Origin of the sequence: Streptomyces sp. NPDC008092, assembly GCF_042957285.1 — a bacterium.
Lineage (GTDB): Bacteria > Actinomycetota > Actinomycetes > Streptomycetales > Streptomycetaceae > Streptomyces.
In genome coordinates this window covers 1,121,442-1,147,623 of the sequence record NZ_JBIBHY010000001.1, presented here as the reverse complement: position 1 = coordinate 1,147,623, position 26,182 = coordinate 1,121,442, and the positions used below count along the sequence as shown (strand labels likewise).

The window sequence follows — 26,182 nt, the reverse complement described above, 5'->3', positions numbered from 1 at the left end:
CGGCCTCAGCGGCGGCCGAGAGCGGCGGCGAGCAGCAGTGCGCCCAGGGCCGTGAGGGCGGTGCCCTGCCAGCCGAGCGCGTCGAGCAGGGGTGCGGCGACGGCCGTGCCCAGGGCGCCGACCGTGAAGTACACCACGAGGTAGACGCTGCTGAGGCTGCCGGAGCGGGCCGGGTCGAGGGCGATCACCCGGCTCTGGTTGGCGGCCTGGGCGGCGAAGCAGCCGGCGTCGAAGAGGGCGAGGCCGAGGGCGGTGCGCCAGGGGGTGTCCAGGCCCGTGGCCAGCAGGGCGGTGCCGGCCGCGGCGACGGCCATGGAGGCGCCGATCACCGCGCGCGGGCCGTACCGGTCGGTGAGGCGGCCGGTGAGCGGGAGCGCGGCGAAGCCGAGGAGCCCGGCCAGGCTGTAGAGGCCGATGGCGGTCGGGCCGAGCGAGTGCGGCGGCTGCGCCAGGGCCAGGGTGAGGGCGATCCAGACGAGGTTGAAGGCGAAGTACCAGAGGGCCCCGGTGGCCACCGCGCGGCGCAGCCCCGGCTGGTGCAGGAGCAGCCGCGGGAGGGCCGCCAGGGTGGCGCGGTAGCCGCGGTCGGCGTGCGGCCGTCGCCGGGGCAGGAGCGTGGCGGCGGCGAGCGCGCCGAGCAGCGCGAGGGCGGCGAAGACGAGGAGCATGCGCCGCCAGCCGAGGGCGTCGGTGAGGGCGCCGCCCGCCAGCCGGCTGAGCAGGATGCCGGCCGACATGCCGGCGGCCACCAGGGCGACGCCGGTGCCGCCGCGGCCCGGCCGGGCGTGCCGGCCGGCGATGTTGCCGGCCTGGGCGGCGACGCTCGCGGCGGCGCCGACGAGCAGGTAGGCGGCCAGGAGCACGTACGCGTCGTGCGCGGTGGCGGCGAGCACGAGAGCGGCGGCCAGGGCGGTCAGCTGTGCGGCGACCAGGCGGTTGGGGGCGAGGTGGTCGGTGAGCGGGAGCAGCAGGGCGAAGCCGGTCATGCAGCCGGCGAGCGCGGCGGTCGGCACCAGGCCGATCACCGGGAGCGGCACGTCCAGGTCGGCGGCGACCGCGGTGAGCGCGGGCTGCACGGCGTAGTTGTTCGCGATCGCCGTGCCGGCCAGGCCGGCCAGCAGGAACGTGCCGCCGCGGGACAGCGGCCGGCTCACGGCCGGGTGTCGCGGGTGAGGACGACGGCGTAACGGCACTCGGCGTCGGTGGTGTTGGCGAAGACCCGCTCGGCGGGTGCGCCGAGTTCGACGGTGTCGCCGGCGTCGAGTTCGTGGACCGTGTCGCCGTCGTGGAAGGTCAGCCGGCCGTCGAGGACCCAGACGAGCTGCCGTACGAAGGCGAAGGCCGCGGCCGGGTAGGGCACCCGGGCGCCGGCGGGCAGCCGGATCTCGGCGATCTCCGCCGGGAAGCGCGGGCCGGTGATCTGGCGGCGCCGGTAGCCGGTGCCGGGGTCGCGCCATTCGGCGGCGTCGGCGGCGCGCCGTACGCCCTGGGTGTCGGCCACGGGCTCCGGTGTGTCTTCTGCACCTTCGGCGAGGGCCAGCAGCGAGGCGACGCTGAGCTGGAAGGCGGCGGACAGCTTGCCGAGCACGACGGCGGTGGGGCTGCTCTCGCCGCGTTCGATCCGGCTGATCATCGCCGGGGAGACGCCGGAGGCGTCCCCGAGCTGCGCCAGCGTCCAGCGGCGGCGCTCCCGCTCGGTGCGGACCCGGGCGGCGATCTGCCGCACCAAGGGGTCCGCAACTGGTTCTACTATGTTGGACATGAATCCAATATACGAGAGAAGCATGGTGGCGGTGCGCCCGGCCCGGCCCGGTGACGCGGAGGCCGTCCGCGCGATCCGCAACCACGCCATCGAGCACTCGACGGCCCTGTGGACCGAGACCCCGCAGTCCCCCGCCGAGGGCGCGGCCTGGTTCGCCGCCCACCTGGAACGCGGATCGGCGCTCGTGGCCGAGGTGGCCGACGCGCCGGGCGAGGTGGCCGGGTTCGCGGTGTACGGCCCGTGGCGCGCGCTGGACGGTTACCGGCACACGGTGGAGAACTCCGTGTACGTCCGCGAGGGCATGCACGGGCTCGGCATCGGCTCCGCGCTGCTGGGTCCCCTCATCGCCTCGGCACGCGAGGCCGGCCACCATGTGATGATCGCGGGCATCGAGGCCCGGAACGCCGCGTCGGTCCGGCTGCACGACCGGTTCGGCTTCGAGCACGTCGGCACGGTGCGGGAGGTGGGCACCAAGTTCGGCCGCTGGCTGGACCTGACGATCATGCGGCTGCCGCTGGCCTGGGACGGCAACGCGGGCGGCGTGCCGACCGATTAGGGTGACCGCGTGGCGAGAGTGCGGTTGAGCGTGGCCGAGCGGCGGGAGGAACTGCTGCGGGCCGCCATCGAGCAGATCGAGGCGCGGGGCGTGGCGGCGGTGCGGATCGCCGACGTGGCCTCGGCCCTCGGGGTGAGCAACGCGCTGGTGCTGTACCACTTCTCGACGAAGGAGAAGCTGGTCGCCGCCGCGTTCACCTATGCCGCCGAGGACGACCTGGCGCATCTGCGCAAGCTGCTGGGCCGCCGCACGTCGGCGCTGCGCCGGCTGCGGGCCGCGGTGCGCTGGTACGCGCCGACGGGGCAGGCGAAGGGCTGGCGCCTGTGGATCGAGGGCTGGGCGGTGGCGTTGCGGGAGCCCGCGCTGCGGGACGTCACCAAGGGCCTGGACCAGCAGTGGAAGGCGGCGATCGCCGAGGTCCTCGCCGAGGGGGTGGCCGCGGGCGAGTTCCGGTGCCCCGACCCCACGGCCGCGGCGCTGCGGCTGACCGCACTGCTCGACGGGCTCGCCGTCCAGCTGACGTCGTACCCCGGCTCGGTGCCCCGGGCCCGGGCGCAGGAGTGGGTCGACGAGGCGCTGGCGCGCGAACTGGGGCTGCCCGGGCAGGAGTAAGGGGCAGCCCGCAGTGAGGCCGCCCCTTACCCGCCGGTGCCGTCTCAGGCCACGGAGGCGATCCGCATCTTGATGTCGTCCGGGGAGAGCGCCCCCTTGGCCGTCACGTGGTCGCCGGAGGACTCGCCGCGCAGCCGGCGCCCGATCCACGGGACGAGGTACTCGCGGGCCCAGTGCACGTCGTCGCGGCGCACCTCCAGGGTGCCACGGGGCGGCAGCGGGGGCCACGGCTGGTCCGGGTCGGCCGGCACCTCGATGCCGAGCACCTGACCGGCGCGCAGCGCCACGCGCGTGTGCCCCTCGGGGGACAGGTGCAGGCGGTCGCCGTCCCAGGCCCGGCGGTCCTGCACGGTCTTGAGGGACCACAGGTCCAGGACCGGGCAGCCGTACCGGTCGGCGATGGCCCGTACGTGTCCGTTGTACGTGGCGATCTTGCCGCGCAGGTGCTTGAGGACGGGCACGCCCCGGGTGTCGAAGCCGGTGGTCACCAGCACCGTGCCGACGGCCTCGGTCAGCTGGGCCACGGCCCGCTCGAACCGCTCGGCCACCTCGTCGGGGTCGGTGCCGGGGCGGATGATGTCGTTGCCGCCCGCGCAGAAGGAGACCAGGTCCGGGGCGAGTTCCAGGGCCTGCGGCACCTGGTCCGCCACGATCTGGTCGAGCAGTTTCCCGCGTACGGCGAGGTTGGTGTAGCCGAAGTCGCCCTCGGGCCGCCGGTCGGACAGCAGTACCGCGAACCGGTCGGCCCAGCCGACGAACGCCCCGTCGGGGCCGGGGTCTCCCACGCCCTCGGTGAAGCTGTCCCCCACCGCGGCGTACGACCCGATCACTGATGCATTGTCACTCTTCGAATCGTCTCCCACATCGGACCATGATTCACCTTCGACTGTGACCTACGCGACCGTAATAAGGGGTTGACGCTCGGTGAGATAAGACACCCTTAAATACTTTGCCAATCCTGGAATAAGTCCCTGACCAGCGATGTTGAAGTGTCGATCGCGGGTGGGGACTCGCGCGGGACGGTCCGGCCCCGGAGACGCCGAAGGCCGGACCCGGGGATCGGGGGTCCGGCCTTCGGAGTGCGTGGGGCACCCGTGGGCGCGCCGGGTCAGCCGACGGCGACACCCTTGGAGCGGAGGTAGGCGACCGGGTCCACGTCCGAGCCGTAGTCGGGGGTGGTGCGGATCTCGAAGTGCAGGTGCGGGCCGGTCACGTTGCCGGTCGCGCCGGAGAGGCCGACCTGCTGGCCCGCGGTCACGGTCTGGCCGACCGAGACGGAGAGGGCCGAGAGGTGGCCGTACTGCGCGTAGTAGCCGTCGGCGAGCCGGATGACGACCTGGTTGCCGTAGGCGCCGCCCCAGCCGGCCGTGACGACCGTACCGGCGCCGACGGCCTTGACCGGGGTGCCGGTCGGGACGACGAAGTCGACGCCCGTGTGGTAGCCGCTGGACCACATGCTGCCGGCCACGTGGTAGCCGGTGCCGACGGCGCCGCCGGTCACCGGGAGGGTGAAGCCGGAGGCGGTCGCGACCGAGCCGTTCGAACCGTCCGAACCGTTCGAGTCGATCGAGGCGTTGGAACCGTTCGAGTCGGCCGAGGACGAGGTCGAGGTCGAGGTCGAGGACTGCGGGTTCGACCGGGCCTGCGGACGGGAGCCCGAGTCCGCGGAGTCCGTCGTGGCGGCGTGCCGGCCGCCGAGGGTCAGCCTGAGGCCGGGGTGGATCAGCGAGGGGTTGTCGCCGACGGCCTGCCGGTTGTCGGCGTAGAGCCGGTGCCAGCCGCCGCGGACGTGCTGGTCGCGGGCGATCTTCGAGAGATAGTCGCCGGGCACCACCGTGTACACGCGGTGTGCGGAATGCGCGGCGCCGGAATTCTGCGCGGCCGTCTCCTTGACCGCGGTCTTCTCGACCACCGGAAGCGACTGTGCGGCCTTTTCGGAAACGGACTGCGCAGCGGCCGCGTGGGCGCCGGTGGCCCCCATGAGCGGCAGGGCCAGCGCGGCGCCACCGGTTCCGGCGACGGCCATCGAGCGGGTGAAACGCTGGGACTTGGGACGGCGGTGCTTACCCTTCGCGGGCATGGCGCATTCCTCTCCTGCGCCTGCGAGGTGAGCTGTCGGGTTCGGGCTGGAGCTGCCCGGCCGCGCACCGTCGCGCGACTACACCCCTAGCCGTCCCGGGAACCGGAACAGGCGGTCATACCTGGTGGGTCCCCCGCTCCTGCCGGGCACGGGTGAGTGTGTGTGGGGACTCCGGGCGGCGGCAGGATTCGGCGTTCCGCCCGGATGTGTGGCGAACGTAAGCGAGTGAGACGGACGTGGACAAGCAGCCGGTTCCGGCCGTCCGAGTTTCACTTGATCCGTTTCCGGAAATACCGGTCACCCTCCGTGAATTCCGGCCTATTCGATTTTCCAACCTTCTTGGAAAGTGCCTGAATTACGTGAACATGACGCGCGACGGACGGTCACGAATATGACGCTCCTCACGCACGTCACGCCACGTCCCCTTATTCCACACCGAGTTGCAATGAAGCCACCAAATCGGGCATATACGTCAAATCCGGCGAAGTCGGATGACTGCCGCATCCAGGTCGCCCTTCAGCCCGGTGTGCAGCCCGTGGTGCAACAGAACGGCACCCCCGTGCACTTCGCCCGTCTCGCGGCATTCGTACGACGCCGCCGGGTCGAGCCCCTGGAGCCGCAGCGCCGGCGCCGGCTCGCCGTAGCTCTGCGCCTGCAGCCAGGCGAGGACGACGGTCTCGTCGCCGAGGGTGTACTGCACCGCGCTGAGCCCGCCGGCCGGCGGCCGCAGCCGGAACTGGTCGCCGCGCTGCACCTGGGGCCGGATCTCCTTGTAGAGCTCCACCCAGCGGCCGGCCTCGGCGAGTTCCTCCTCGGTCCACTGGGAGAGGTCGCCGCCGACCCCGAGCGCCCCGGCCATGGAGCTGACGAACCGGAAGCGCAAGCTGCTGACCCGGCCGTTGAGCTGGTGGTTCGGGCTGTCGGTGACCCAGGCGGACATCACCCGGGCGGGGTGGATCTGGCTGAAGCCGTGCTGGATGGCGAGCCGGTCCAGCGGGTCGGTGTTGTCGGAGGTCCACACCTCGTCGGTACGGCTCATGATCCCGAGGTCGATCCGCCCGCCGCCGCCGGAGCAGGACTCGATGGCGACGTTCGGGTGGGCCGCGCGGAGCCGGTCGAGCAGGGCGTACAGCCCCCGCACGTGGTCGACCCACAGACGCTGCGGGTAGGGCTCGCCGGGCCAGCCCGCATCCGTGAAGCAGCGGTTGAAGTCCCACTTGACGTAGTCGATCGGGGCGCTGGACAACAGGGTGTCGAGCTGCTCCCAGAGGTACTCCTGGACGTCCTCGCGGGCGAGGTTGAGCACGAGCTGGTTGCGGAGTTCCGTCCGCTTCCGTCCCTGCTGGTACTGCACCCAGTCGGGGTGCGCCCGGTACAGGTCGCTGTCCGCGTTGACCATCTCGGGCTCGACCCAGATGCCGAACTGCATGCCGAGGGCGTGCACGTAGTCGGCGAGGGGCTTGAGGCCCTTGGGGAAGCGGTCGGGGTTGGGCGTCCAGTCGCCGAGGCCGGCGCGGTCGCTGGTGCGGGCGCCGAACCAGCCGTCGTCCACCACGAACAGCTCGACGCCGATCGCGGCGGCCCGGCGGGCCAGGGTGGCCTGCTGCTCCTCGGAGATGTCGAAGGTGGTGGCCTCCCACGAGTTGAACAGCACCGGCCGGTCCTGGTCGGCGTCCGGGATGATGTGCGCCCGCTGGTAGGCGTGCCAGGCACGGCTCGCCCCGCCGAAGCCGCCGTCGGACCACAGGCCGGCGAAGACCGGGCTGGTGTACGACTCGCCCTCGGCCAGCATCAGCAGGCCCGAGTCGTCGTAGCCGGCGCCGCCGGTGATCTGCACGCGCGCGTCGGGGAGCTGGGCGACCGCGATCCGCCAGGAGCCGGACCAGCCGAGGGCGCAGCCCCAGACCTCGCCGCGCTCCTCGGTGGCGTCGGTGTCGAGGGCGACCCAGGGCAGGTGCTGGTGGCCGGTGTGGCCGCGGCGGCTGCCGATGACCTTCTCGCCGTAGGTGAGCGGGGCGCTGGTGAGCCGGGACTCGGCGGCCCAGCGGCCGTGCAGCTGGGAGAGCCGCCAGCCCTCGCGGTCGGGGAGCGTCCAGGTGGCCGGGTCGGCACGGAGCAGCTCCACGCGCGCGTGCGTCTCGTTGTCGACGGTCACCCAGCGCTCGACGACATCGCCGCGCATCCGGTAGTGCAGGGTGATGACGATGCCGTCGTCCGTGAAGCGCAGCCGGAGCTCGTCCTCCTCGACCGCGTAGGAGTCGAAGGTCCACTCGGTGCCCCGGCGCTCGTCGGTCCGCACGGACAGCGCGGGGCGGACGAAGCGGGGGCCGCCCTCGACGGGGTACTCCTCGCGGCCGTCCAGCGGGGACTCGAAGGCCCAGTAGCCGGGCAGTGCCCGGGTGCTGAGTTCCTCGGCGTCGGTGAGCCGGATCCTGGGCCCCCAGTGCAGGTGGAGCAGTTCGTCGGAGTCCGTCAGATGCAGCGCGTAGCTGCTTCCGGGGCCCGACAGGAGCCAGGTACGACCGTTTTCGGCGATGTCCACCATCGAGAAACCTCACACAGGGGCCAACAGATCCGCTCAAGCACCAACATCATCAATGGCCACGGGCTCCGGAAGCAAGGGTCACGGGCCTCGGAGGCGATGCCTGTGGACAACTCATTGCCCGTGGAAACCGATGTCGTATGGTCGGTCCAGTGCCCGTCGACGAGCAGCGCCGACGGGGCCGGCCGGGAGGAGCCCCCCGTGACGCAGCAGGTCCCGTCGACCGAGCCCGAGCTGGCCGGTGTGCGCAACTTCCGTGACGTGGGCGGCCTGCCGACCGTGGACGGGCGGCGGGTGCGGCCGGGCGTGCTGTTCCGCAGCGGGCACCTGGCGCATGCCACGGAGCAGGACGCGGAGTTCCTCGCCTCGCTCGGCCTGCACACGATCTTCGACTTCCGCAACGCGGCCGACCAGAAGCTGGAGGGCCCCGACGTCGAGCTGACCGGCGTGCGGAACCTGAACCTGCCGCTGACCGACCCGGCGCACGGCGCCGACTTCTGGAAGATGGTCCGGGAGGGCGAGATCGACCAGCTGCGCGAACTCCTGGGCGACGGCAAGGCCGCGGCCCGGATGGTCAACTCGTACCGCACGATCGTCAAGGACCGCACCGGCGAGCACTCGCGCGTGCTGCACGCGCTCGCCGAGGACAGCGTCCCGGCGCTGATGCACTGCGCGGCCGGCAAGGACCGGGCGGGCATCTCCATAGCGGTGACGCTGCTCGCGGTGGACGTGGAGCGGGACGCGATCCTCGCGGACTACCTGGAGTCCAACGCCAAGCACCGCCGCTACAAGGTGCGGCGCAGCGGCGGCGGGGACAGCGCGTACAGCCCCGAGGTGATGGATCTGCTCAGCCCGCTCTTCGACGCCCGCGCGGAGTACCTGACGGCGGCCTTCGAGAGCATCGAGGAGACGTGGGGCGACGTGGACACGTATCTGGAGCAGGGCCTGAAGCTGGCCCCGGAGACCCGGGACCGGCTGCGCGAGCGCCTGCTCGACTGAGGCCGGGCGGCGGGTGGCGGGCGGTGGCTCAGCCCTTCCCGCCCACGGCGAACAGCAGGTAGAGGAACCCCGCCAGGACGTGCCCGACGGCGAGGTAGATGACCAGCCGGATCCACAGGGCCCGGGGGAACTTCTCCTCGATGTTGCTCACGGCAGCTCTCCAGTGATGCCAGTGCTGGGTCCCAGGCACAGCGCGGCCGTGGGACTCTGCAGCAGGGTGTGGACGAAAAGGAGCTCGACCCCGTCCGGGTCCTCGGCGGCGAGCCGGTGCGGGGTCAGCGAGTCGAAGTGCGCGCTGTCGCCGGGTGCGAGCACATGGGTGGTGTCACCGAGGCGCAGCCGGAGCCGGCCGCGCAGGACGTACAACCACTCCTCACCGGGATGCACCCGCACGATGTCGCCCTGGGAGCCGTACGGCACCCGGACGCGCAGCGCCTGCATCCCCCGGCCGGACGCCCCGGCCTGCCAGTACGTCCAGCCGCCGGCACGGGTCGGTTCCATGTCGCCGGCGCGCACGATCGCGTCCCGGTCGGCGACGGTCTCCCCCAGCAGATCCGATACCGTCGTACCGTAGACACGCGCGAGCGCGAGCAGCATCGGCAGCGAAGGCTGCCGCTGCCCGGTCTCCAGCCGGGAGAGGTGAGCGGGCGACAACCCCGCGTCCCGAGCTGCGGCCTCCAGGGTGAGACCGGCACGGCGGCGCAGGGAGCGCAGCTGCGGGGCGACGGCGGGCAGGTCGCCGACCGGCCCGCCCGCGCCCTCGCTGTCGGAGGAGTTCATGCCTCCATTCAGCCGCAGCTTTGCCAGAGAGGCAATTTTCTTGCCTCAGAGACAAAAAGCTAGCGGTTGGCCACCGCCTGCTTGATCAGCGTCCTGCCGAAGTCCCACATCAGGCCGCCGCCGCTGTGAGCGTCGTCCATGACGTCCGTGAAGGCGTCCACGAAGCGGTCCACGTCCGACTCGTCGACGATCAGCGGCGGAATGAGCTTGATCACCTCCAGGTGGTCGCCGGAGACCTGGGTGAGGATCCGGTGCCGTTGCAGCAGGGGTACGACGACCATCTGGGCGAACAGGCCCTTGCGGGCGGCCTGCAGCATGGTCCAGCGGCTGCGCAGCTTCAGCGAGCTGGGCCGGCCGAACTCGATGCCGATCATCAGGCCGCGGCCGCGTACCTCGGCGAGCAGCTCGTACTTGTCGGTCAGGGCGGCGAGCCGGGACCTGAGCTGCTCCCCCACGGCCCGGGAATTGGCGACGACCTGCTCGTTCTCCATGACCGAGAGGACCGCGAGCCCGGCGGCCATGGCCTGGGCGTTGGCGCCGAAGCTGGCCGAGTGGACCAGGACCCGGTCCATGGAGGAGTAGACCTTCTTGAAGATCCAGTCCTTGCCGAGGGTGGCGCCGACCGGGACGTACCCGCCGGACAGCGCCTTGGCCACGCACACCAGGTCCGGCTCGACGCCCTCCTCGTGCTGGTAGGCGTAGAAGTCGCCGGTGCGGCCGAGTCCGGTCTGCACCTCGTCGGCGATCAGCAGCGCCTTGTGCCGGTGCAGCAGCTCCTGTGCGGCGCGCAGGTAGCCGGGCGGGGCCTCGTGCACGCCCTTGCCCTGGATCGGCTCGACGATCAGGGCGGCGACATCGCCCTTCTTCAGCTCGCGGGCGAGCGCGTCGAGGTCTCCGAGGGGTACGGCGGTGTCCGGCAGCAGCGGGGCGAAGCCGTCCCGGAAGCCGTCCTCGCCGTTGACCGACAGGGAGCCGGTGGTGAGGCCGTGGAAGGCGTGGTCGCAGTAGAGGACGCGGGGTCTGCCGGTGGCGAAGCGGGCGAACTTCAGGGCCGTCTCCACCGACTCGGTGCCGCTGTTGCCGAAGAACACCCGGTCCAGGTGCGGGCTGTGCGCGAGGAGCCGCTCGGCGAGCAGTCCGGGCAGCGGCTGGCAGTCGAAGCGGGTCAGGTCGGCCAGCTGCGCGTCCAGCACGTCGTGCAGGGCCTTGCGGACGACGGGGTGGTGGCGGCCGAGGCCCATCACCCCGAACCCGGCGAGCATGTCCAGGTAGTCGTTGCCGTCGGCGTCCCAGAAGTGGGCGCCCTCGGCCCGCTCGTAGACCTTGTCGAAGCCGATGGTGTGCAGCATGCGCGGCAGCTGGTGGTTCAGGTACTTGCCGTGCAGCTCGTACCGCTCACCACCACGCTCGGCAAGCAGCGCACCGAGGTCGAACTCCGTACTCATTGCCTCTCCTTGTCAACGCCCTCGGCATCAGCGCCCCTTAGGGGCGCGGGGAACTGCGCGACCGGCCCGGACGGCGCCGCACCCGCCGCACGACCCCCCGCGGCACTCCCGTGGGCGTCGGCCCCCCGCCCCGCGAGGCTCGCCCCGATGGCACCGGCGATCTCCACCGGCGTCAGCCCGATGTCGGCCAGCACCTCCCCCCGCTTGGCATGCGCCAGGAACTGCTCCGGAATCCCGAACCGCCGCACCGGCACGTCCACTTCGGCGTCGCCCAGCGCGAGCGCCACCGCCGCGCCCACCCCGGCCGCCCGGCTGTTGTCCTCGACGACGGCCACCAGGTCGTGCTGGGCCGCCAGGCCCGGCAGCGCGGGATCCACCGGCTTGACCCACCGCGGATCCACGACCGTGCAGCCGATGCCCCGGGCGGCCAGCAGTTCGGCCGCCTGGAGGCAGACCGGCGCCATCACACCGACCGCGACCAGCAGCACCCGAGCGTCCTCCCCGCGGTGCAGGACATCGATCCCGCCCACCCGGTCGACCGCCGGGATCTCCGGGCCCACCGACTCCTTCGGGAAGCGGACCAGCGTCGGCGCGTCGTCCACGGCGACCGCCTCCCGCAGCTGGAGCCGCAGCTGTTCGGCGTCGCGCGGGGCGGCGATCCTGAGGCCGGGTACGACCTGGAGGATCGACATGTCCCACATGCCGTTGTGCGAGGCGCCGTCGACGCCCGTCACGCCCGCCCGGTCCAGGACGAACGTCACCCCGCAGCGGTGCAGCGCCACGTCCATCAGCAGCTGGTCGAAGGCACGGTTCAGGAACGTGGCGTAGACGGCGACGACCGGGTGCAGTCCGCCGGTCGCGAGGCCGGCCGCCGAGACCGCCGCGTGCTGCTCGGCGATGCCGACGTCCCAGACCCGGTCGGGGAAGCGCTCGGCGAACTTGCCGAGGCCGACCGGGTGCAGCATGGCCGCGGTGATCGCCACGACGTCGTCCCGTTCCTCCCCGATCCGGACGATCTCGTCGCCGAACACCGAGGTCCAGGAAGGGCCGTTGGACGGCGCGAGCGGCTCGCAGGTGAGCGGGTCCATCACGCCGACGGTGTGGAAGTGGTCCTCCTCGTGGGCGAGGGCGGGCTCGTAGCCGCGCCCCTTCTCCGTGAGGCAGTGCACGAGCACCGGCCCGTGGAAGCGTTTCGCACGCCGCAGCGCCGACTCGACCGCCTTGATGTCGTGGCCGTCGATCGGGCCGACGTACTTGAGGCCCAGGTCCTCGAACATGCCCTGCGGGGCGAAGGCGTCCTTGAAGCCCTTCTTGGCGCCGTGCAGGGACTCGTAGATGGTGTTGCCGACGACGGGGGTGCGCAGGAGGACCTCCTTGCCCCAGGCCAGCACCTTCTCGTAGCCGTCGGTGGTGCGCAGCGTCGCCAGGTGGTTGGCGAGGCCGCCGATGGTCGGGGCGTACGACCGCTCGTTGTCGTTGACGACGATGATCAGCGGCCGGTCCTTGGCGGCCGCGATGTTGTTGAGCGCCTCCCAGGCCATCCCGCCGGTCAGCGCGCCGTCGCCGATCACCGCGACGACATGGCCCTTCTCCCCCTGCACCTGGCGTGCCTTGGCGAGGCCGTCGGCCCAGCCGAGGGCGGTGGAGGCGTGGCTGTTCTCGATGACGTCGTGCTCGGACTCCTCGCGCGAGGGATATCCGGACAGGCCGCCCTTGCCGCGCAGTTTGGAGAAGTCCTGACGGCCGGTCAGCAGCTTGTGGACGTAGCTCTGGTGGCCGGTGTCCCAGAGGATGCGGTCGGCCGGGGACTCGAAGACCCGGTGCAGCGCGACGGTCAGCTCCACGACGCCCAGGTTGGGCCCGAGGTGGCCGCCGGTCCTGGCGACCGCGTGCACCAGGAACTCCCGTATTTCTTCGGACAGTTCGCCGAGTTCCGCCTCGGACAGCGCCTTCAGGTCGCGTGGTCCCCGGATGGTCTCCAGAATCGTCACGCTCGGCCCCCTCTCGGTCCGTGCTGTTCAGCTCACCGTGACGGCGGGTGCTCCGGACCCGGCGCCGTCCTGCTCCATCTGCTCGGCGATCTTCATCGCTTCCTCGATGAGGGTCTCCACGATCTTCGACTCGGGCACGGTCTTGACGACCTCGCCCTTGACGAAGATCTGCCCCTTGCCGTTGCCGGAGGCGACCCCCAGATCGGCCTCCCGTGCCTCGCCGGGGCCGTTGACCACACATCCCATGACGGCGACGCGCAAGGGCACCTCCATGCCCTCCAGCCCTGCCGTCACCTCGTCCGCCAGCTTGTAGACGTCGACCTGGGCGCGCCCGCAGGACGGGCAGGAGACGATCTCCAAGCGCCGCTGCCGCAGGTTCAGCGACTCCAGGATCTGGATGCCGACCTTGACCTCCTCCGCGGGCGGGGCGGACAGCGAGACGCGGATCGTGTCACCGATGCCCTGGGACAGCAACGCCCCGAAGGCGACCGCCGACTTGACCGTGCCCTGGAAGGCCGGACCGGCCTCAGTGACGCCGAGGTGGAGCGGGTAGTCGCACCGGGCGGCCAGCTGCCGGTACGCCTCGATCATCACGACCGGGTCGTTGTGCTTGACGGAGATCTTGATGTCCCGGAAGTCGTGCTCCTCGAAGAGCGAGGCCTCCCAGAGAGCGCTCTCCACGAGTGCCTCCGGGGTCGCCTTCCCGTGCTTCTCGAGGAGCCGGCGGTCGAGCGAGCCCGCGTTGACCCCGATCCGGATCGGCGTGCCGTGGTCCTTCGCGGCCCGCGCGATCTCCCGCACCTGGTCGTCGAACTTCTTGATGTTGCCGGGGTTCACGCGGACCGCCGCGCAGCCGGCCTCGATGGCGGCGAAGACGTACTTCGGCTGGAAGTGGATGTCCGCGATCACCGGGATCTGGGACTTCTTCGCGATGGTCGCCAGGGCGTCCGCGTCGTCCTGCGTGGGGCAGGCGACGCGGACGATCTGGCAGCCGGACGCGGTGAGTTCGGCGATCTGCTGGAGGGTGGCCCCGATGTCCGACGTCCGGGTCGTGGTCATCGACTGCACGGACACCGGGGCACCGCCGCCGACCGCCACGGGCCCGACCTGGATCTGCCGGGACACGCGGCGCTCGGCGACCGGCCGGGCCGGGACCTCGGGGAGGCCCAGGGAAATCGCGGTCATGCCGTCACTCCCGGTTCCCGGAGACCGTCTCGCGCAACGCGCGCAGCGACTCCTTGAGGGACCCGGTGGTGGCGAGGACGGCGGTGGGCTCGTAGCCGCAGTGCGCCATGCAGTTGGCGCAGCGCGGGTCCTTGCCGCGGCCGTACTTGTCCCAGTCGGTCTTCTCGATGAGTTCGCGGTACGTCGGCACGTACCCGTCGCTCATCAGGTAGCAGGGGCGCTGCCAGCCGAAGAGCGAGTAGTTCGGGATCGCCCAGGCCGTGCACGGGAAGTCGACCTTGCCCTCCAGGAAGTCCAGGAAGAGCGGGGAGTGGTTGAGCCGCCACTTCTTGCGGTTGCCGCCCGCGAAGGCCTTCTTGAACAGCTCGCGGGTCTGCTCGACGCCGAGGAAGTGCTCCTGGTCGGGGGCCTTCTCGTAGGCGTAGGCGGGCGAGATCATCATCTCGTCGACCTTGAGGTCGTCGTTGAGGAAGTTGAGCACCTCGATGATGGTCTGCGGGGTGTCCGTGTTGAAGAAGGTCGAGTTGGTGGTCACCCGGAAGCCGCGCCGCTTGGCCTCCTTGATGGCCGCCACCGCCTCGTCGAACACGCCTTCCTTCGCGACGGACTCGTCGTGCCGCTCGCGCAGCCCGTCGATGTGCACCGCGAAGGCGAAGTAGGGCGAGGGCGTGAACTTGTCCATCTTCTTGCGCAGCAGCATCGCGTTGGTGCACAGGAAGACGTACTTCTTCTTGGCAACCAGCTGCCGCACGATCTCGTCGATCTGAGGATGCATCAGGGGCTCGCCGCCCGCGATGGACACCATCGGCGCACCGGACTCCAGCACCGCCCCGACCGCCTGCGCGACCGGCATGCGCTGCTTCAGCACCCCCGCCGGGTGCTGGATCTTGCCGCAGCCCTCACATTTCAGGTTGCACGCGAAGAGGGGTTCCAGCTCCACGATCAGCGGGAACTTGTCCCGCTTGCGGAGCTTCTGTTCAGCCAAGTAAGTAGCGACCTTGATCGTCTGACGCAGCGGCATGGCCATCTGGCTCACCTCCGGGGGAGCAGCAAAGAACGGTGCCATTCGAAGAAAGCTGGAAGAACGGATCGAAGAACGCGGAAAGCAGATATTCCACCGCGCACCGTGCCGATCCGGACGAGTTCATGTTCTGGAGCGTCCACGACCACCCTTACGGCCGCAACCGGGCGCTCGCCCGCGTGCACGGCGCTCAGGAGCGTGGCCGCCGATTCCATGTCGACCGCGATTGCGCCGGTCGCGAGCAGATCCGATCGCTCGTGACCGCGGACGACGTGATCGGAGCCGGTGACGGGTCCGGTGTGGACGGTGCGGCCGGGCAGGGTCCGCACCAGTTCCTTCACGAGGAGTTCGGTGCCCACGCACGGGACGCTGCCGCGGGGGTCCCGGGTCTCCTCGGCGACGACCAGGTCGCCGGGGTGCATCCCGGGGGCGAGTCCCGCGCAGAAGCCCGTCGCCAGGACCGCGGCACCGGCGAGCGCGGGATCGGCCAGGACCCGGGTGACGGACCGTTCCGCCGCCTTGGGGCCCATACCGGTGCGCAGCACGGTGACCGGTCCGCCCGCGCCCCCGCGCTCGCCGGCGCGCAGGGCGAGGTGCTCGATGCCGAGTGCGCAGGCGATCAGCAGCGGGGCCGGCGCGGGCGTGGGGTTCATCAGTCCCCCTCTGCCTCGGGGGTGGGCTCGCCGTACACGTAGCGGCCGAGCGCGGTGAGCGGGAAGACCTGCCGGTAGAGGTGGTAGTTGATGGAGAAGTCCCAGGGGAATCCGGTGCCCGTGAAGTACGGCTCGTCCCAGGAGCCGTCCTCGGCCTGCGTCTCGGCGAGCCACCGGACGCCCCGCTCAACGGCCTTGGTCTCCTTCTCCCCCGCCGCGAGCAGCGCCATCAGCGCCCATGCGGTCTGGGAGGCGGTGGACGCGCCGCGGCCGCTCCAGTCGTCGGCGTACTTGTAGGAACGCAGGTCCTCGCCCCACCCTCCGTCCTCGTTCTGGACCTGCTCCAGCCAGGTCACCGCGCGCCGGACGGCCGGATGCGAGACCGGCAGCCCGGCGGCGGTGAGCGCGGGTACCACGGACCCGGTGCCGTAGACGTAGTTGACGCCCCAGCGCCCGAACCAGGCACCGTTCGGCTCCTGTTCGGCGAGCAGCCACTCGATGCCGCGCCGGGTGCGGGGGTCGTGGGACATGCCCTCGAAGGCGAGCATCTCCACGACGTGCGCGGTGACGTCGGCCGACGGCGGGTCGATGACCTCGCCGAAGTCGCAGAACGGCAGCCGGTTGGGGAACGGGCTGGTGTTGTCGACGTCGAAGGCGCCCCAGGCGCCGTTCTTCGACTGCATGCCGAGGTTCCAGCGCACCCCGCGCCCGATGGCCTTCTCCATCCGCTCCGGGTCGTGGTGCCGGACCCGGCGCAGCGCGAGGACGACCTCGGCGGTGTCGTCGATGTCGGGGTAGTTGTCGTTGTGGAACTCGAACGCCCAGCCGCCCGGCGGTAGTTGGGGCCGCTTGACCGCCCAGTCGCCGGGGCGGACGATCTGCTCGCCGAGCATCCAGTCGGCGGCCTTGACCAGTTGCGGGTGGTCGGCGGGCAGGCCTGCGTCGGCGAGGGCGATGGTCGCCAGACAGGTGTCCCACACCGGCGACTGGCAGGCCTCGATCATCCGGGCGCCGTCCTCGCGCCACAAGGCGTAACGATCCAGCGACTCAAGGCCCGCGCGCATCACAGGGTGTTCGAGGTCGTAGCCGAGCAGGTACAGGGCGATCACCGAGTACACGGCCGGAGGCTGGATGCCGCCCCAGGCGCCGTCGTTCTCCTGGCGCTCGACGATCCAGCGGCCGGCGGTCTTCAGGGCGGAGCCGCGCAGCCGGCCCAGCGCGACCTTGCGGTAGCCGCGGACAACCTTGTCGAGCCGCTGGAAGACGCCCTCCCAGCTCGCCACCGTGGCAAGGGGCTGGGGCGGGTTCGGGTTGGCCGGGTCGGTGTGGAGCTCGTCCAGCGGGAAGGGGGCCGGGCGCACCGGGCGCTTGGCCGAGACCACGGTGAGCGGCACGATGGTCTGGCGGGCCCACTGGCCGAAGTTGTAGATGCTGAGCGGGAACCACTTGGGGAAGTAGAGGAGTTCCGGCGGGAGTTCGGGCAGGTCCTCCCATTTCCACCAGCCGAACAGGGCCAGCCAGATCCGGGTGAAGACCCGGGCGGCGGCGATCCCGCCGCGCTCGCGGATCCAGGCCGACGCCTTCGCCATGTGGGGCGCGTCCGGCGCGTCCCCGGCCAGCCGCAGGGCGACGTACGCCTCGATGGTGGTGGAGAGTTCGCCGGGGCCGCCGTAGAAGGTGGCCCAGGTGCCGTCCTCGCGCTGCTCGCCGCGGATGAAGAGCGCGGCGGCTGCGGTCGTGGACTCGTCGCGGATGCCCAGGAACTGACGGAGCAGCAGGTCCTCGGCGTCCATGGTGACGTTGGTCTCCAGGTCGCCCTTCCACCAGCCCTGCGCGTCCTGCTGGGCGAGCAGATGGTCGGTGGCGCGTCGGACGGCGCGTTCGGCGGCTTCTTGTACCCCGGCCGCCACGGGGGTGGTGAGGTCGGTGCTGGCCGAGTCGGCCCGGGGCGGCAGGGTGGCCCCGGTGCTTCCGTCGGTCGTCGCTGTCATGGCTTCCCCTTCGTGCAGTCGTGCGAAATCGTTCTGCTGTGGGTCCGCCGTCGGCCGGTGCTGGCTGCGCGTTCGCACCGGCCGGCGACTACGCGAGGACTATTCGACCGATAATGATCATCTCTTTCGTACGACGACGAAGTCCGCGAGCGCCGTGAACCGGTCCCGTACCCGGTCGGGCATGTCGACGGCGTGCAGGGCCTCGATGGCGATGGTGTGCTGGCGGCGCGCCTCCTCGGCGGTCCACTCGCGGCCGCCGGCCTCCTCGATGAGGGCGGCGCGGGCGGCGAACTCCTCCTCGGAGAAGTTCTCGAAGTCGCTGCTCTTGGCGTCCGCGGCGAGCATCTCGCCGAGCCGCTCGGAGGCGGGCCCGCCCGCGGCGAGCGCGGCGACGACCGGCAGGGACTTCTTGCGCTGGCGCAGGTCGCTCCAGGTCTGCTTGCCGGTGGCGTCCGGGTCGCCCCAGATGCCGAGCAGGTCGTCGACGGCCTGGAAGGCGAGGCCGAGGTGGTAGCCGTACTTCTCCAGGGTGTCCGCGGTGCGGTCGTCGGCGCCGCCGAGCACCGCGCCGATGGAGCTGGAGGCGGCGAGCAGGGCGCCGGTCTTGTTGCCCTCCATCTCCAGGCACTCCTCGACGCTGACCCGGTCGCGGTGCTCGTAGGAGATGTCCTGGGCCTGGCCGTCGATCAGGGCGCGGGTGGCGGTGGTGATCCGGCGGGTGGCACGGCCGGCCTCTGCGGTGCCGAGTTCGAGGAGGACCTCGTTGGCGAGGGCGAACAGGGCGTCGCCGACCAGGATGGCCTGGGCGGGACCGTGCACCTTCCAGACGGTGTCGCGGTGGCGGCGCTGTTCGTCGCCGTCCATCAGGTCGTCGTGCAGCAGCGAGAAGTTGTGGACGAGTTCGACGGCGACGGCCCCGGGGATGCCGACCTCGGGGGCGGCGCCCGTGACCTCGGCGGAGAGCACGGCGAGCGCGGGCCGTACGGCCTTGCCGCCGTCGCCGTCGGCGGGGTTGCCCTCGGCGTCGATCCAGCCGAAGTGGTAGGCGGCCACGGTGTCCATGGGGGAGGCCAGGCGGTCGACGGCCGCCCGCAGTACCGGTGTGGCAAGGGTCCGGCCGCGCTCCAGGAGCGCGGTCACGTCCACCGCGTCGGCAGCCGTCTCGGCCGGGGGCACAGTGGGCACAGTTTCTCCTCTTGTTGCGGTACCGGGGGTGCGGGGGCCTGCCGCCTGCCGATCGAGCGTCACGCCGCCTCCTCGAACTCGAAGAGGTGACGGGGGCGGGGCCGGCCCAGAGTGCTCAACGCGGCATCGGCCGCGCTGACACCGCTGCGGACCGCACTCTCCATGGTCGCGGGCCACCCGGTGGCGGTCCACGCTCCGGCCAGGTAGAGGCCGGGTGCCTTGGTGCGGGCGCCGGGCCGCAGCCGCCCGACGCCGGGGGTGGGGGCGAACGTCGCGGTGCGCTCCCGGGTCACGAAGAAGTCCTGCACCCCGGCGCCGCGCGCACCGGGCAACAGCCGTTCCAGCTCGGGCAGATAGCGCTCGCGCAGGTCGGCCACGGGCATGTCGATCTCGTCCTGGGCCGCCGACTGCGACAGCGCGAGGTACTGGCCCTCGCGGAGCCCGGAGGCGTGGGTGCGGTCGAACACCCACTGGACCGGGGTGCCGAGGGCCGCGAAGAACGGCTTGGTGAGCACCGTGCGGTCGTAGACCACATGGACGTTGAGGATCGGCGCGGTGCCGATCTCCAGCAGGTTCTCCGGGGCGTCGAGGGCGCCGGCCGGCAGCAGGTCGTACGCCTCGCGCTGGGCGACGGCGAGCACCACTGCGTCCGCCGTGAGCGTCTCGCCGGGAACCTGAACGCTCCAGGTTCCGTTCTCGTTGGTGGAGACGGAGGTGACGCGTGTACGGACCTCGGTACGCACGCCCGCGGAGTCGAGCGCCTTGCGGGCGAGCCGGTCGTGCAGTTCTCCCAGCGGCACATGGGCCCAGCCGATGTCGGCCGCGCCCGGGTCGGACAGCAGACCGGTCTTGAACACCATCGCGGCGAGCCCCAGCGAGGCGTCGCCCGCGACCGCGTTGAGGGTGGCGACCCCGACCAGGTCCCACAGGGCCTCGACGGCACGCGCCGACTGGCCGTGGGCGGCCAGCCAGCTGCCGAAGTCCTGTGCGTCCAGGCTCGGATCGGCGAGGTCGAGCCCCTTGAGCGCGAGCGCGGCACGCCCGACCCTGGCCCGTTCGGCGAGCGAGAGGTGCGGATAGGCGGCCAGGCTGCGCCCCAGATGCAGGGGCACCGGCAGCGGGTCGCGATGCAGCCTGCCCAGGCGCCGCCCCTCCGGCTTGGCGAGGTCGAGGACGGGTACGTCGAGGCGGTCCTGCAGCGGTGCCAGCGCCGTGCCCTCGATGCGGTCGAGGAACCAGCGGTAGGCGGTGCAGCAACGCAGGTACACGTGCTGGCCGTTGTCCACGGTCAGGTCGCCGCGCTGGAAGGAGAAGGCGAGCCCGCCGAGCCTCGGCCTGCCTTCGAGAAGGGTGACGCGCACCCCCGCGTCGGCGAGCGCGAGCGCGGCCGTGATGCCCGCGAGGCCGCCGCCGACCACGACGGCGGTGCGCCCGGACGGGACCTCGTCGTGCGTCCGCTCGGATCGCGTGCCGTCGGTCATCGTGCTCCCTCCCCCGGCCGCCCGCCGTGCCGGTGGAACGGGGCAGGCCGGGCCGTCGCAGTCAGGGACGCCACGCCGTGCCGGAGGGTTGCCTGCCGTTTTCCTCCGGTGGAGTCACCTTGGCCCACTTTGTCCATCAGGCGCGCCTCCTGACGGTCAGGCGGGAGGTGTGGCGCCGGGTGTCGAGCCCGGACAGACCGCGCACGGCGACGTACGCCTTCTCGCGTCCGGGCAGTGAGACCCGGCCGCGCAGCACCGCCTCCGGCTCACGCTCGATGCGGTCGAGCAGCCGGCGGTAGATGCCCGCCATGGCGGCGACACAGGCGCCGCTGCGCCGGTCGAGCATGGGCAGCAGCCGGTAGCCCTCGGCGAAAAGGGCACGGGCGCGCCGTACTTCGAAGTGCACGAGACCGGCGAAGTCGGAGCCCTCCGGCGGGGTCGGCCCGTGGAACCCGGCCGAGCAGCCGAACTTGGCGAGGTCGTCGGAGGGCAGGTAGGTACGGCCGTTGCCGGCGTCCTCGCGGACGTCCCGGAGGATGTTGGTGAGCTGGAGCGCGAGCCCGAGCGTGTCGGCATACTCCGGCGCGCGCTCGGCACCGCGCGCCCCCGGTTCCGTGCCGAACACACCGAGCGAGAGCCGGCCGATGGCACCGGCCACGCAGCGGCAGTAGACCTTGAGGTCGTCCCAGGTCTCGTAGGTCTCGCCGCGGACGTCCATCAGGACGCCGTCGATCAGCTCGTCCAGGCCGCCCAGCGGGATCGGGAAGGCCTGGGCGGCATGGGCGAGGGCGACCGCGACCGGGTCGGTGTCGTCCTCCGCGACCGCGCCGTCCTGGACCCGGGCGAGCAGTGCCCGGGTGTCCTCCAGGCGGGCCGCCTTCACGTCGACCGCCAGCTCGCCGTCGCCGATGTCGTCGACGCGCCGGGAGAAGGCGTAGAGCGCCGACATGGCGCGCCGCTTCGGCGCCGGCAGCAGCCTGATGCCGTAGGCGAAGTTCCGTGCCTGCTGTCCGGTGACCGTCTCGCAGTAGCTGTAGGCGGCGAGTACCGGTGCGGACACGTGTGTGGGAGAGTCCACGGTCCGGATCACCCCTCTCCTCGCAGAGTCACGCCCACCTCACGCAGCAACCGGCCCTTGCCGGGCTTGGGCGGGCCGGGAAGTACGTCGTATTCGGCGGCGGCGATCGCGTGGACCGCCGCCCTTCCCCCCGCCACGAACCCCGCAAGCAGCAGCTTCAACCTGCCGTGGACGCTACCCACAAGGGGGGCGCCTTCATTCAGGAGATCGCGGGCGCGTTGTGCTTCGTATGCAACCAGTGCACGCACCGATGCGCCCGTGGTTTTCCTGGCGAGGTCCGCCTCCTGGACGTGAAAGCGCTTCATGTCCTCGGCGGGCAGATAGATCCGGTCGCGGCCGAGGTCCTCGGCCACGTCCTGGAGGTGTTCGACGATCTGGAGTGCGGTGCAGATCGAGTCGGAGAGCCGGATCCGCTCGGCGGTCGAGGTGCCGGTGACGGCGAGGACCAGGCGGCCGACGGGGTTGGCGGACAGCTCGCAGTAGGCGAGGAGGTCGTCGTAGGTCTCGTACCGCTTGACGAGCTGGTCCTGCCGGTTGGCGGCGATCAGCCCGAGGAAGGGCTCGGGGGTCAGCGCGCGGCGGCGGACCGTGGGCTGCAGGCGGCGCAGCAGGGGGTGGTGCGGGACGGCGTCGAAGACGCGGTGCAGGTCGGCCTCGAAGGCGTCGAGCAGGACCAGGCGGTCCTCGGCGTCCTGCGGGGACACTCCGAGGAGGCGGGCGTCGGCGCCGCCGGGGGCCAGGTCGCCGTCGCCGATGTCGTCGACGAGGCGGGCGAAGCCGTACACCGCCATCAGGTCGTCACGCCAGGCTTTCGGCAGGAAGAAGGGGGCCACGGGGAAGTTCTCGTCCGCGGCCTTGTCCAGGGTGCCGCGCTCCGGGTCTCCGGTGCGCACCGGGCCGGTTGCCGTCACCGTTCGCTGCCCGGGGCCGGGACGGCGCGGCCTGCGTTGAGCTGGGGAGTTTCCGTAGCCATTGCCGTCACATCTCCCGTTCTACACTGCCGACCCAATACACACTATTTCGGACACGCCGCCCAGCAGTCCGCGGGGCGGCCCGGCGGAGGGTGTCGCGCATTATCGCCCCACTTGCCGCTTTCCGGGACCGGTACAGCTTACGTTGTACAACGCATCGAGGTTCGTCGGGGTGTCCCGCAGATCACAACAACACACCGATTGGCGTCAAGATTCCTAAGGCGAGCCCGAGTTGACGTTTCCTTTGCAGACGCGGGCCCCGCCGGAAAGGTTCCGGCGGGGCCTGGGCCGGACGGGGCTACTTGCCCGTGAACTTCTCGTACTCCTTGAGCACCTCTTCGGTCGGGCCGTCCATGCGCAGCTCACCGCGCTCCAGCCACAGGACCCGGTCGCAGGTGTCACGGATCGACTTGTTGTTGTGACTCACCAGGAACACGGTGCCGGCGTGCTCGCGCAGTTCGCGGATCCGGTCCTCGGAGCGCTTGCGGAAGGCCGCGTCACCGGTGGCCAGCGCCTCGTCGATCATGAGGACGTCGTGGTCCTTGGCGGCGGCGATGGAGAAGCGGAGCCTGGCCGCCATGCCGGAGGAGTAGGTGCGCATCGGCAGGGTGATGAAGTCGCCCTTGTCGTTGATGCCGGAGAAGTCGACGATCTGCTGGTAGCGCTCCTTGATGTCCTCCCGGGACATGCCCATGGCGAGACCGCCCAGGATGACGTTGCGCTCGCCCGTGAGGTCGTTCATCAGGGCCGCGTTGACGCCGAGCAGCGAGGGCTGGCCGTTGGTGTAGACCCTGCCCTTCTCGGCGGGCAGCAGGCCGGCGATGGCGCGCAGCAGGGTGGACTTGCCGGACCCGTTGGAACCGATCAGGCCGATGGCTTCGCCCCGGTAGGCGACGAAGGAGACGCCGCGGACGGCGTGCACCTTGCGCACGCCCCGCTCGTCGCCGCGCCTGAAGATGCGGCTGAGGGCGGCCGTCGCGCTGCCCTTGCCGGTCTTGGCGCCGTTGACGCGGTAGACGATGTGCACGTCCTCCGCTATGACGGTGGGGATCCGCTCCCCCGAGGTCTGCTCAGCCACGGCCGTACCGCTCCTCCGCCTTCCAGAAGTACACGAAACCGCCGGCGAACACGACCACGGCCCAGGACAGCGCGACGGCCCAGACGTGCGGCGGCAGGTTCGAGGCGCCATAGCCGTCGATGAGGGCGAAGCGCATCAGGTCCATGAAGACGGTGGCGGGGTTCACCTGGAACAGCGTGCGCGCCCACTCCGGGCGGCCCTCCATCATCTTGGTGATCGAGAACATCACACCGGACATGTACATCCAGGTGCGCAGTACGAACGGCAGCAGCTGGGCGAGGTCCGGCGTCTTGGCGCCCAGCCGGGCCACGATCAGGGCCAGACCGGTGTTGAAGAGGAACAGCAGGAACAGGATCGGGACGACCAGCACCCAGGACAGGCCCGGCCGGCTGCCGAACCCGACCACCACGGCGACCATCACGATCATCGAGAACAGCAGCTGCTGGAGCTGCTGGAGCGCGAAGGAGATCGGCAGCGAGGCGCGCGGGAAGTGCAGCGCGCGCACCAGACCGAGGTTGCCCGAGATCGCCCGCACACCCGTCATGATCGAGCTCTGGGTGAACGTGAACGTGAACACCCCGGTGACCAGGAACGGGATGTAGATGTCCTGTGACATGCCCCGGCTGGCGTGCAGGATGACGCCGAAGATGAAGTAGTACACGGCCGCGTTCAGCAGCGGCGTGGCCACCTGCCAGAGCTGGCCGAGCTTGGCCTGGCTGTACTGCGCCGTGAGCTTCGCCTGCGAGAAGGCCAGGATGAAGTGGCGCCGCCCCCAGAGCTTGCGCACGTACTCGGGCAGCGAGGGGCGTGCGCCGCTCACCGTGAGCCCGTACCTGGCGGCCAGCTGCGCCGCCGTGAGGCCTTCGTCGGGCGACGGCACCGCGGTCACCGCGATCCCGCCGTCATGCGTTGTCTCACTCAAGGGTGGAAGCCTTCGTCTTCGGATCCGTCATCGCGCCCGTCGTCGGATCCGCCGTCGGATCCGCTTCCGGATGCGTCTTACGTTCGTCTTACGGAATTGTGCTACTGGGCGCGACACGTCTCCGCCATCAGACACATTCCCGGGGGCGTCCGCGCGCCGCGCGCGGCCGTTTCCGCGGCGTGTCCGCACGCCGTACGCGCGGACACGCACCTTCGAGCTTCTCAGATCACCGGGGGACGGCCCAGTCGCGTGAGTTTCCACACGGTCCGCCAGCGCATCGGGCGGCGGGGTCCGCACGGGGTGGTCCAGCCCTCCCGGAAGCCGGCGAACCAGGCGTGCAGGGCCGGGCGGGAGGGGCGGCGCACCAGGGTCAGCAGCAGCCACACCCCGAGGTAGACCGGGACCAGGAGGGCGGGCAGGTTGCGGCGGGCCAGCCAGACCCGGTTGCGGGCGACCATCCGGTGGTAGACCGCGTGCCGGGAGGGGGCGGTGGTGGGGTGGTTGAGGACCATGTCGGAGCGGTAGTCGATCATCCAGCCGGCGTCCAGGGCCCGCCAGGCCAGGTCGGTCTCCTCATGGGCGTAGAAGAACTCGTCCGGCAGGCCGCCGACCTCGGCGAGGACCTGGGTACGGACGGCGTTGGCGCCGCCGAGGAAGGTGGTGACCCGGGAGGAGCGCATCGGGTCGGAGGCCCGCAGCCGGGGCACGTGCCGGCGCTGGGTCTGCCCGGTGTCCGGGTCGGCGATGCGGAAGCTGATGATGCCGAGCCGCTGGTCGGCGGCGAAGGCCTGGCGGCACAGCTCGGCGGTGTCGTGCTCGGCGAGCAGTCCGTCGTCGTCCAGGAAGAGCAGTATGTCGACATCGCGGCCGCTCGGGCCGAAGGCTTCTATGCCGACGTTGCGCCCGCCCGGGATCCCGAGGTTCTCGGGCAGCTCCAGGGTGCGGACGCCGTCCGGGACGTCCGGGACGGGCGAGCCGTTGCCGACGACGACCACCTCGACCTGCTCGCCGTCCTGCTTGGCGACCGAGTCGAGGAGGGCCCGCAGTTCGTCCGGGCGGTTGCCCATGGTGATGACGACCGCGCCGACCTTCAGCCCGGCGCTCACCGCAGCCTGCTCGACGCGAGGACCGAGACCAGGTGCAGCAGGGTCTGGAGCAGCGCGATGCCGGCCAGCACGGCGGTGCCGAGCCGGGTCCAGAAGAGGTCGCCGTGGAAGTGGTCGGCGACGGCGAGCAGCAGGATCAGCAGGGACGCCTCGATGCCGAGGATCAGCCGGTGGAAGCGGAACAGCGCGGCGGCCCGGCGGGCCAGCGCCATCCCGGAGGACCGCATCTCGGCGGCGGCCTCCTTGACCACCGGCAGGCCGGCCTGGTGCCGGGCGACGCCGACCAGGTCGGTCTCGGCCTTGATCAGGATCGCGCCGAGCGCGGCCAGGGTGCCGAGGAAGGCCCACAGCCAGTCGATACGGCCGCTGCCGAACAGGTCCGCGGCGCGCAGCCCGAGGCCCACCAGGACGGCGGCGTCGGTGAGGTAGGCGCCGACCCGGTCCAGGTAGACGCCGCCCAGCGAGTACTGCTGCTTCCAGCGGGCGACCTCGCCGTCGACGCAGTCGAGCAGCAGGTACATCTGGACGCAGACGACACCGAGGACGGCGCCCGTGACGCCCGGCACCAGCAGGGCCGGGCAGGCGAGCACGCCGAAGACGGTCATCAGGTACGTGAGCTGGTTGGGCGTGACCCTGGTGTTCACCAGGTAGCGGTCGACCCGCAGGGACACCTCACGCATGTAGAGGCGCCCCATCCAGTGCTCACCGCTGCGCCGGTCCTTGACCCCCACGGGGTGCACGACC

General features: G+C 71.4%; 25 protein-coding genes and 1 riboswitch. Of the genes, 3 read left to right on the top strand and 22 right to left on the bottom strand.

Annotation, left to right across the window (positions count from 1 at the left end; all coding sequences use genetic code 11):
• Nucleotides 1-5 precede the first annotated feature (5 nt).
• Nucleotides 6-1,154 (bottom strand): MFS transporter, encoded by a 1,149-nt coding sequence (locus ACFZB3_RS04780; protein WP_391369578.1) that lies wholly within the window; start codon nucleotides 1,152-1,154, stop codon nucleotides 6-8.
• Nucleotides 1,151-1,762 (bottom strand): helix-turn-helix domain-containing protein, encoded by a 612-nt coding sequence (locus ACFZB3_RS04775; RefSeq protein WP_391369575.1) that lies wholly within the window; start codon nucleotides 1,760-1,762, stop codon nucleotides 1,151-1,153. The genes ACFZB3_RS04780 and ACFZB3_RS04775 overlap by 4 nt, the downstream gene beginning before the upstream one ends.
• Between ACFZB3_RS04775 and ACFZB3_RS04770 the strand changes: the two genes are divergently transcribed.
• A complete protein-coding gene (locus ACFZB3_RS04770) occupies nucleotides 1,761-2,318 on the top strand; it encodes a GNAT family N-acetyltransferase (RefSeq protein WP_391369572.1) in 558 nt (185 codons plus the stop codon). The genes ACFZB3_RS04775 and ACFZB3_RS04770 overlap by 2 nt on opposite strands.
• 9 nt (nucleotides 2,319-2,327) lie before the next feature.
• A complete protein-coding gene (locus tag ACFZB3_RS04765; protein WP_391369569.1) occupies nucleotides 2,328-2,930 on the top strand; it encodes a TetR family transcriptional regulator C-terminal domain-containing protein in 603 nt (200 codons plus the stop codon).
• A 44-nt stretch (nucleotides 2,931-2,974) separates the two neighbouring features.
• Here the strand turns inward: ACFZB3_RS04765 and ACFZB3_RS04760 are convergent, their stop codons facing one another.
• The 3 genes from ACFZB3_RS04760 to ACFZB3_RS04750 form a co-directional block, all read right to left on the bottom strand.
• Nucleotides 2,975-3,760 (bottom strand): GDSL-type esterase/lipase family protein, encoded by a 786-nt coding sequence (locus ACFZB3_RS04760; RefSeq protein ID WP_391369566.1) that lies wholly within the window; start codon nucleotides 3,758-3,760, stop codon nucleotides 2,975-2,977.
• A gap of 278 nt (nucleotides 3,761-4,038) precedes the next feature.
• On the bottom strand, nucleotides 4,039-5,010 hold the full coding sequence (locus ACFZB3_RS04755; RefSeq protein WP_391369563.1) for a peptidoglycan DD-metalloendopeptidase family protein: 972 nt from the start codon (nucleotides 5,008-5,010) through the stop codon (nucleotides 4,039-4,041).
• 4 nt (nucleotides 5,011-5,014) lie between these two features.
• A riboswitch (cyclic di-AMP (ydaO/yuaA leader) is annotated at nucleotides 5,015-5,175 on the bottom strand.
• Between the two features lie 307 nt (nucleotides 5,176-5,482).
• Nucleotides 5,483-7,555, bottom strand: a complete 2,073-nt coding sequence (locus ACFZB3_RS04750) for an alpha-galactosidase (RefSeq protein WP_391369561.1) — start codon at nucleotides 7,553-7,555, stop codon at nucleotides 5,483-5,485.
• A gap of 198 nt (nucleotides 7,556-7,753) precedes the next feature.
• Here ACFZB3_RS04750 and ACFZB3_RS04745 point away from each other — a divergent pair, with 198 nt between their 5' ends.
• Nucleotides 7,754-8,551 carry a tyrosine-protein phosphatase gene (locus ACFZB3_RS04745; protein ID WP_391369559.1) on the top strand — a complete coding sequence of 266 codons (798 nt, stop codon included), beginning with the start codon at nucleotides 7,754-7,756 and terminating at the stop codon, nucleotides 8,549-8,551.
• Nucleotides 8,552-8,579: 28 nt separating this feature from the next.
• Here the strand turns inward: ACFZB3_RS04745 and ACFZB3_RS04740 are convergent, their stop codons facing one another.
• From ACFZB3_RS04740 to ACFZB3_RS04660, 17 genes are all read right to left on the bottom strand, one after another.
• Nucleotides 8,580-8,702, bottom strand: coding sequence for a DUF6126 family protein (locus ACFZB3_RS04740; protein WP_391369556.1), 123 nt, complete (start codon nucleotides 8,700-8,702; stop codon nucleotides 8,580-8,582).
• Complete coding sequence (locus ACFZB3_RS04735; RefSeq protein ID WP_391369553.1) at nucleotides 8,699-9,331, bottom strand: helix-turn-helix domain-containing protein; 633 nt, start codon at nucleotides 9,329-9,331, stop codon at nucleotides 8,699-8,701. Before ACFZB3_RS04735 ends, ACFZB3_RS04740 begins: the two co-directional genes overlap by 4 nt.
• Before the next feature lie 59 nt (nucleotides 9,332-9,390).
• Nucleotides 9,391-10,776 (bottom strand): aminotransferase class III-fold pyridoxal phosphate-dependent enzyme, encoded by a 1,386-nt coding sequence (locus ACFZB3_RS04730; RefSeq protein WP_391369550.1) that lies wholly within the window; start codon nucleotides 10,774-10,776, stop codon nucleotides 9,391-9,393.
• On the bottom strand, nucleotides 10,773-12,767 hold the full coding sequence (gene dxs / locus ACFZB3_RS04725; RefSeq protein ID WP_391369547.1) for a 1-deoxy-D-xylulose-5-phosphate synthase: 1,995 nt from the start codon (nucleotides 12,765-12,767) through the stop codon (nucleotides 10,773-10,775). Before dxs ends, ACFZB3_RS04730 begins: the two co-directional genes overlap by 4 nt.
• A gap of 27 nt (nucleotides 12,768-12,794) precedes the next feature.
• Nucleotides 12,795-13,952 (bottom strand): flavodoxin-dependent (E)-4-hydroxy-3-methylbut-2-enyl-diphosphate synthase, encoded by a 1,158-nt coding sequence (gene ispG / locus ACFZB3_RS04720; protein ID WP_391369545.1) that lies wholly within the window; start codon nucleotides 13,950-13,952, stop codon nucleotides 12,795-12,797.
• A 4-nt stretch (nucleotides 13,953-13,956) separates the two neighbouring features.
• Complete coding sequence (gene hpnH, locus ACFZB3_RS04715) at nucleotides 13,957-14,979, bottom strand: adenosyl-hopene transferase HpnH (RefSeq protein WP_391369542.1); 1,023 nt, start codon at nucleotides 14,977-14,979, stop codon at nucleotides 13,957-13,959.
• Between the two features lie 5 nt (nucleotides 14,980-14,984).
• The gene (locus tag ACFZB3_RS04710) at nucleotides 14,985-15,626 is read right to left on the bottom strand and encodes a 1-hydroxy-2-methyl-2-butenyl 4-diphosphate reductase (RefSeq protein ID WP_391369539.1); all 642 of its coding nucleotides are present in this window, start codon (nucleotides 15,624-15,626) and stop codon (nucleotides 14,985-14,987) included.
• The gene (gene shc / locus ACFZB3_RS04705; RefSeq protein WP_391369536.1) at nucleotides 15,626-17,617 is read right to left on the bottom strand and encodes a squalene--hopene cyclase; all 1,992 of its coding nucleotides are present in this window, start codon (nucleotides 17,615-17,617) and stop codon (nucleotides 15,626-15,628) included. The genes ACFZB3_RS04710 and shc overlap by 1 nt, the downstream gene beginning before the upstream one ends.
• A gap of 117 nt (nucleotides 17,618-17,734) precedes the next feature.
• Nucleotides 17,735-18,802, bottom strand: a complete 1,068-nt coding sequence (locus ACFZB3_RS04700; RefSeq protein WP_391369534.1) for a polyprenyl synthetase family protein — start codon at nucleotides 18,800-18,802, stop codon at nucleotides 17,735-17,737.
• 59 nt (nucleotides 18,803-18,861) lie between these two features.
• Nucleotides 18,862-20,283, bottom strand: coding sequence for a hydroxysqualene dehydroxylase HpnE (gene hpnE, locus ACFZB3_RS04695; protein WP_391369532.1), 1,422 nt, complete (start codon nucleotides 20,281-20,283; stop codon nucleotides 18,862-18,864).
• Nucleotides 20,280-20,420 (bottom strand): DUF6380 family protein, encoded by a 141-nt coding sequence (locus ACFZB3_RS04690; RefSeq protein WP_391369529.1) that lies wholly within the window; start codon nucleotides 20,418-20,420, stop codon nucleotides 20,280-20,282. Before ACFZB3_RS04690 ends, hpnE begins: the two co-directional genes overlap by 4 nt.
• Nucleotides 20,420-21,373: a presqualene diphosphate synthase HpnD gene (gene hpnD / locus ACFZB3_RS04685; RefSeq protein WP_391369526.1), complete on the bottom strand. Its 954-nt coding sequence runs from the start codon at nucleotides 21,371-21,373 to the stop codon at nucleotides 20,420-20,422. Before hpnD ends, ACFZB3_RS04690 begins: the two co-directional genes overlap by 1 nt.
• A complete protein-coding gene (hpnC, locus tag ACFZB3_RS04680) occupies nucleotides 21,370-22,272 on the bottom strand; it encodes a squalene synthase HpnC (RefSeq protein ID WP_391369523.1) in 903 nt (300 codons plus the stop codon). The genes hpnD and hpnC overlap by 4 nt, the downstream gene beginning before the upstream one ends.
• Nucleotides 22,273-22,630: 358 nt before the next feature.
• Entirely contained in the window at nucleotides 22,631-23,410 is a 780-nt protein-coding gene (locus ACFZB3_RS04675) for an ATP-binding cassette domain-containing protein (RefSeq protein WP_391369520.1), read from the bottom strand.
• A complete protein-coding gene (locus ACFZB3_RS04670; protein WP_391369517.1) occupies nucleotides 23,403-24,332 on the bottom strand; it encodes an ABC transporter permease in 930 nt (309 codons plus the stop codon). Before ACFZB3_RS04670 ends, ACFZB3_RS04675 begins: the two co-directional genes overlap by 8 nt.
• 221 nt (nucleotides 24,333-24,553) lie before the next feature.
• On the bottom strand, nucleotides 24,554-25,426 hold the full coding sequence (locus ACFZB3_RS04665; protein ID WP_391369790.1) for a glycosyltransferase: 873 nt from the start codon (nucleotides 25,424-25,426) through the stop codon (nucleotides 24,554-24,556).
• Between the two features lie 8 nt (nucleotides 25,427-25,434).
• On the bottom strand, nucleotides 25,435-26,178 hold the full coding sequence (locus ACFZB3_RS04660; RefSeq protein WP_391369515.1) for a CDP-alcohol phosphatidyltransferase family protein: 744 nt from the start codon (nucleotides 26,176-26,178) through the stop codon (nucleotides 25,435-25,437).
• Nucleotides 26,179-26,182 lie beyond the last annotated feature (4 nt).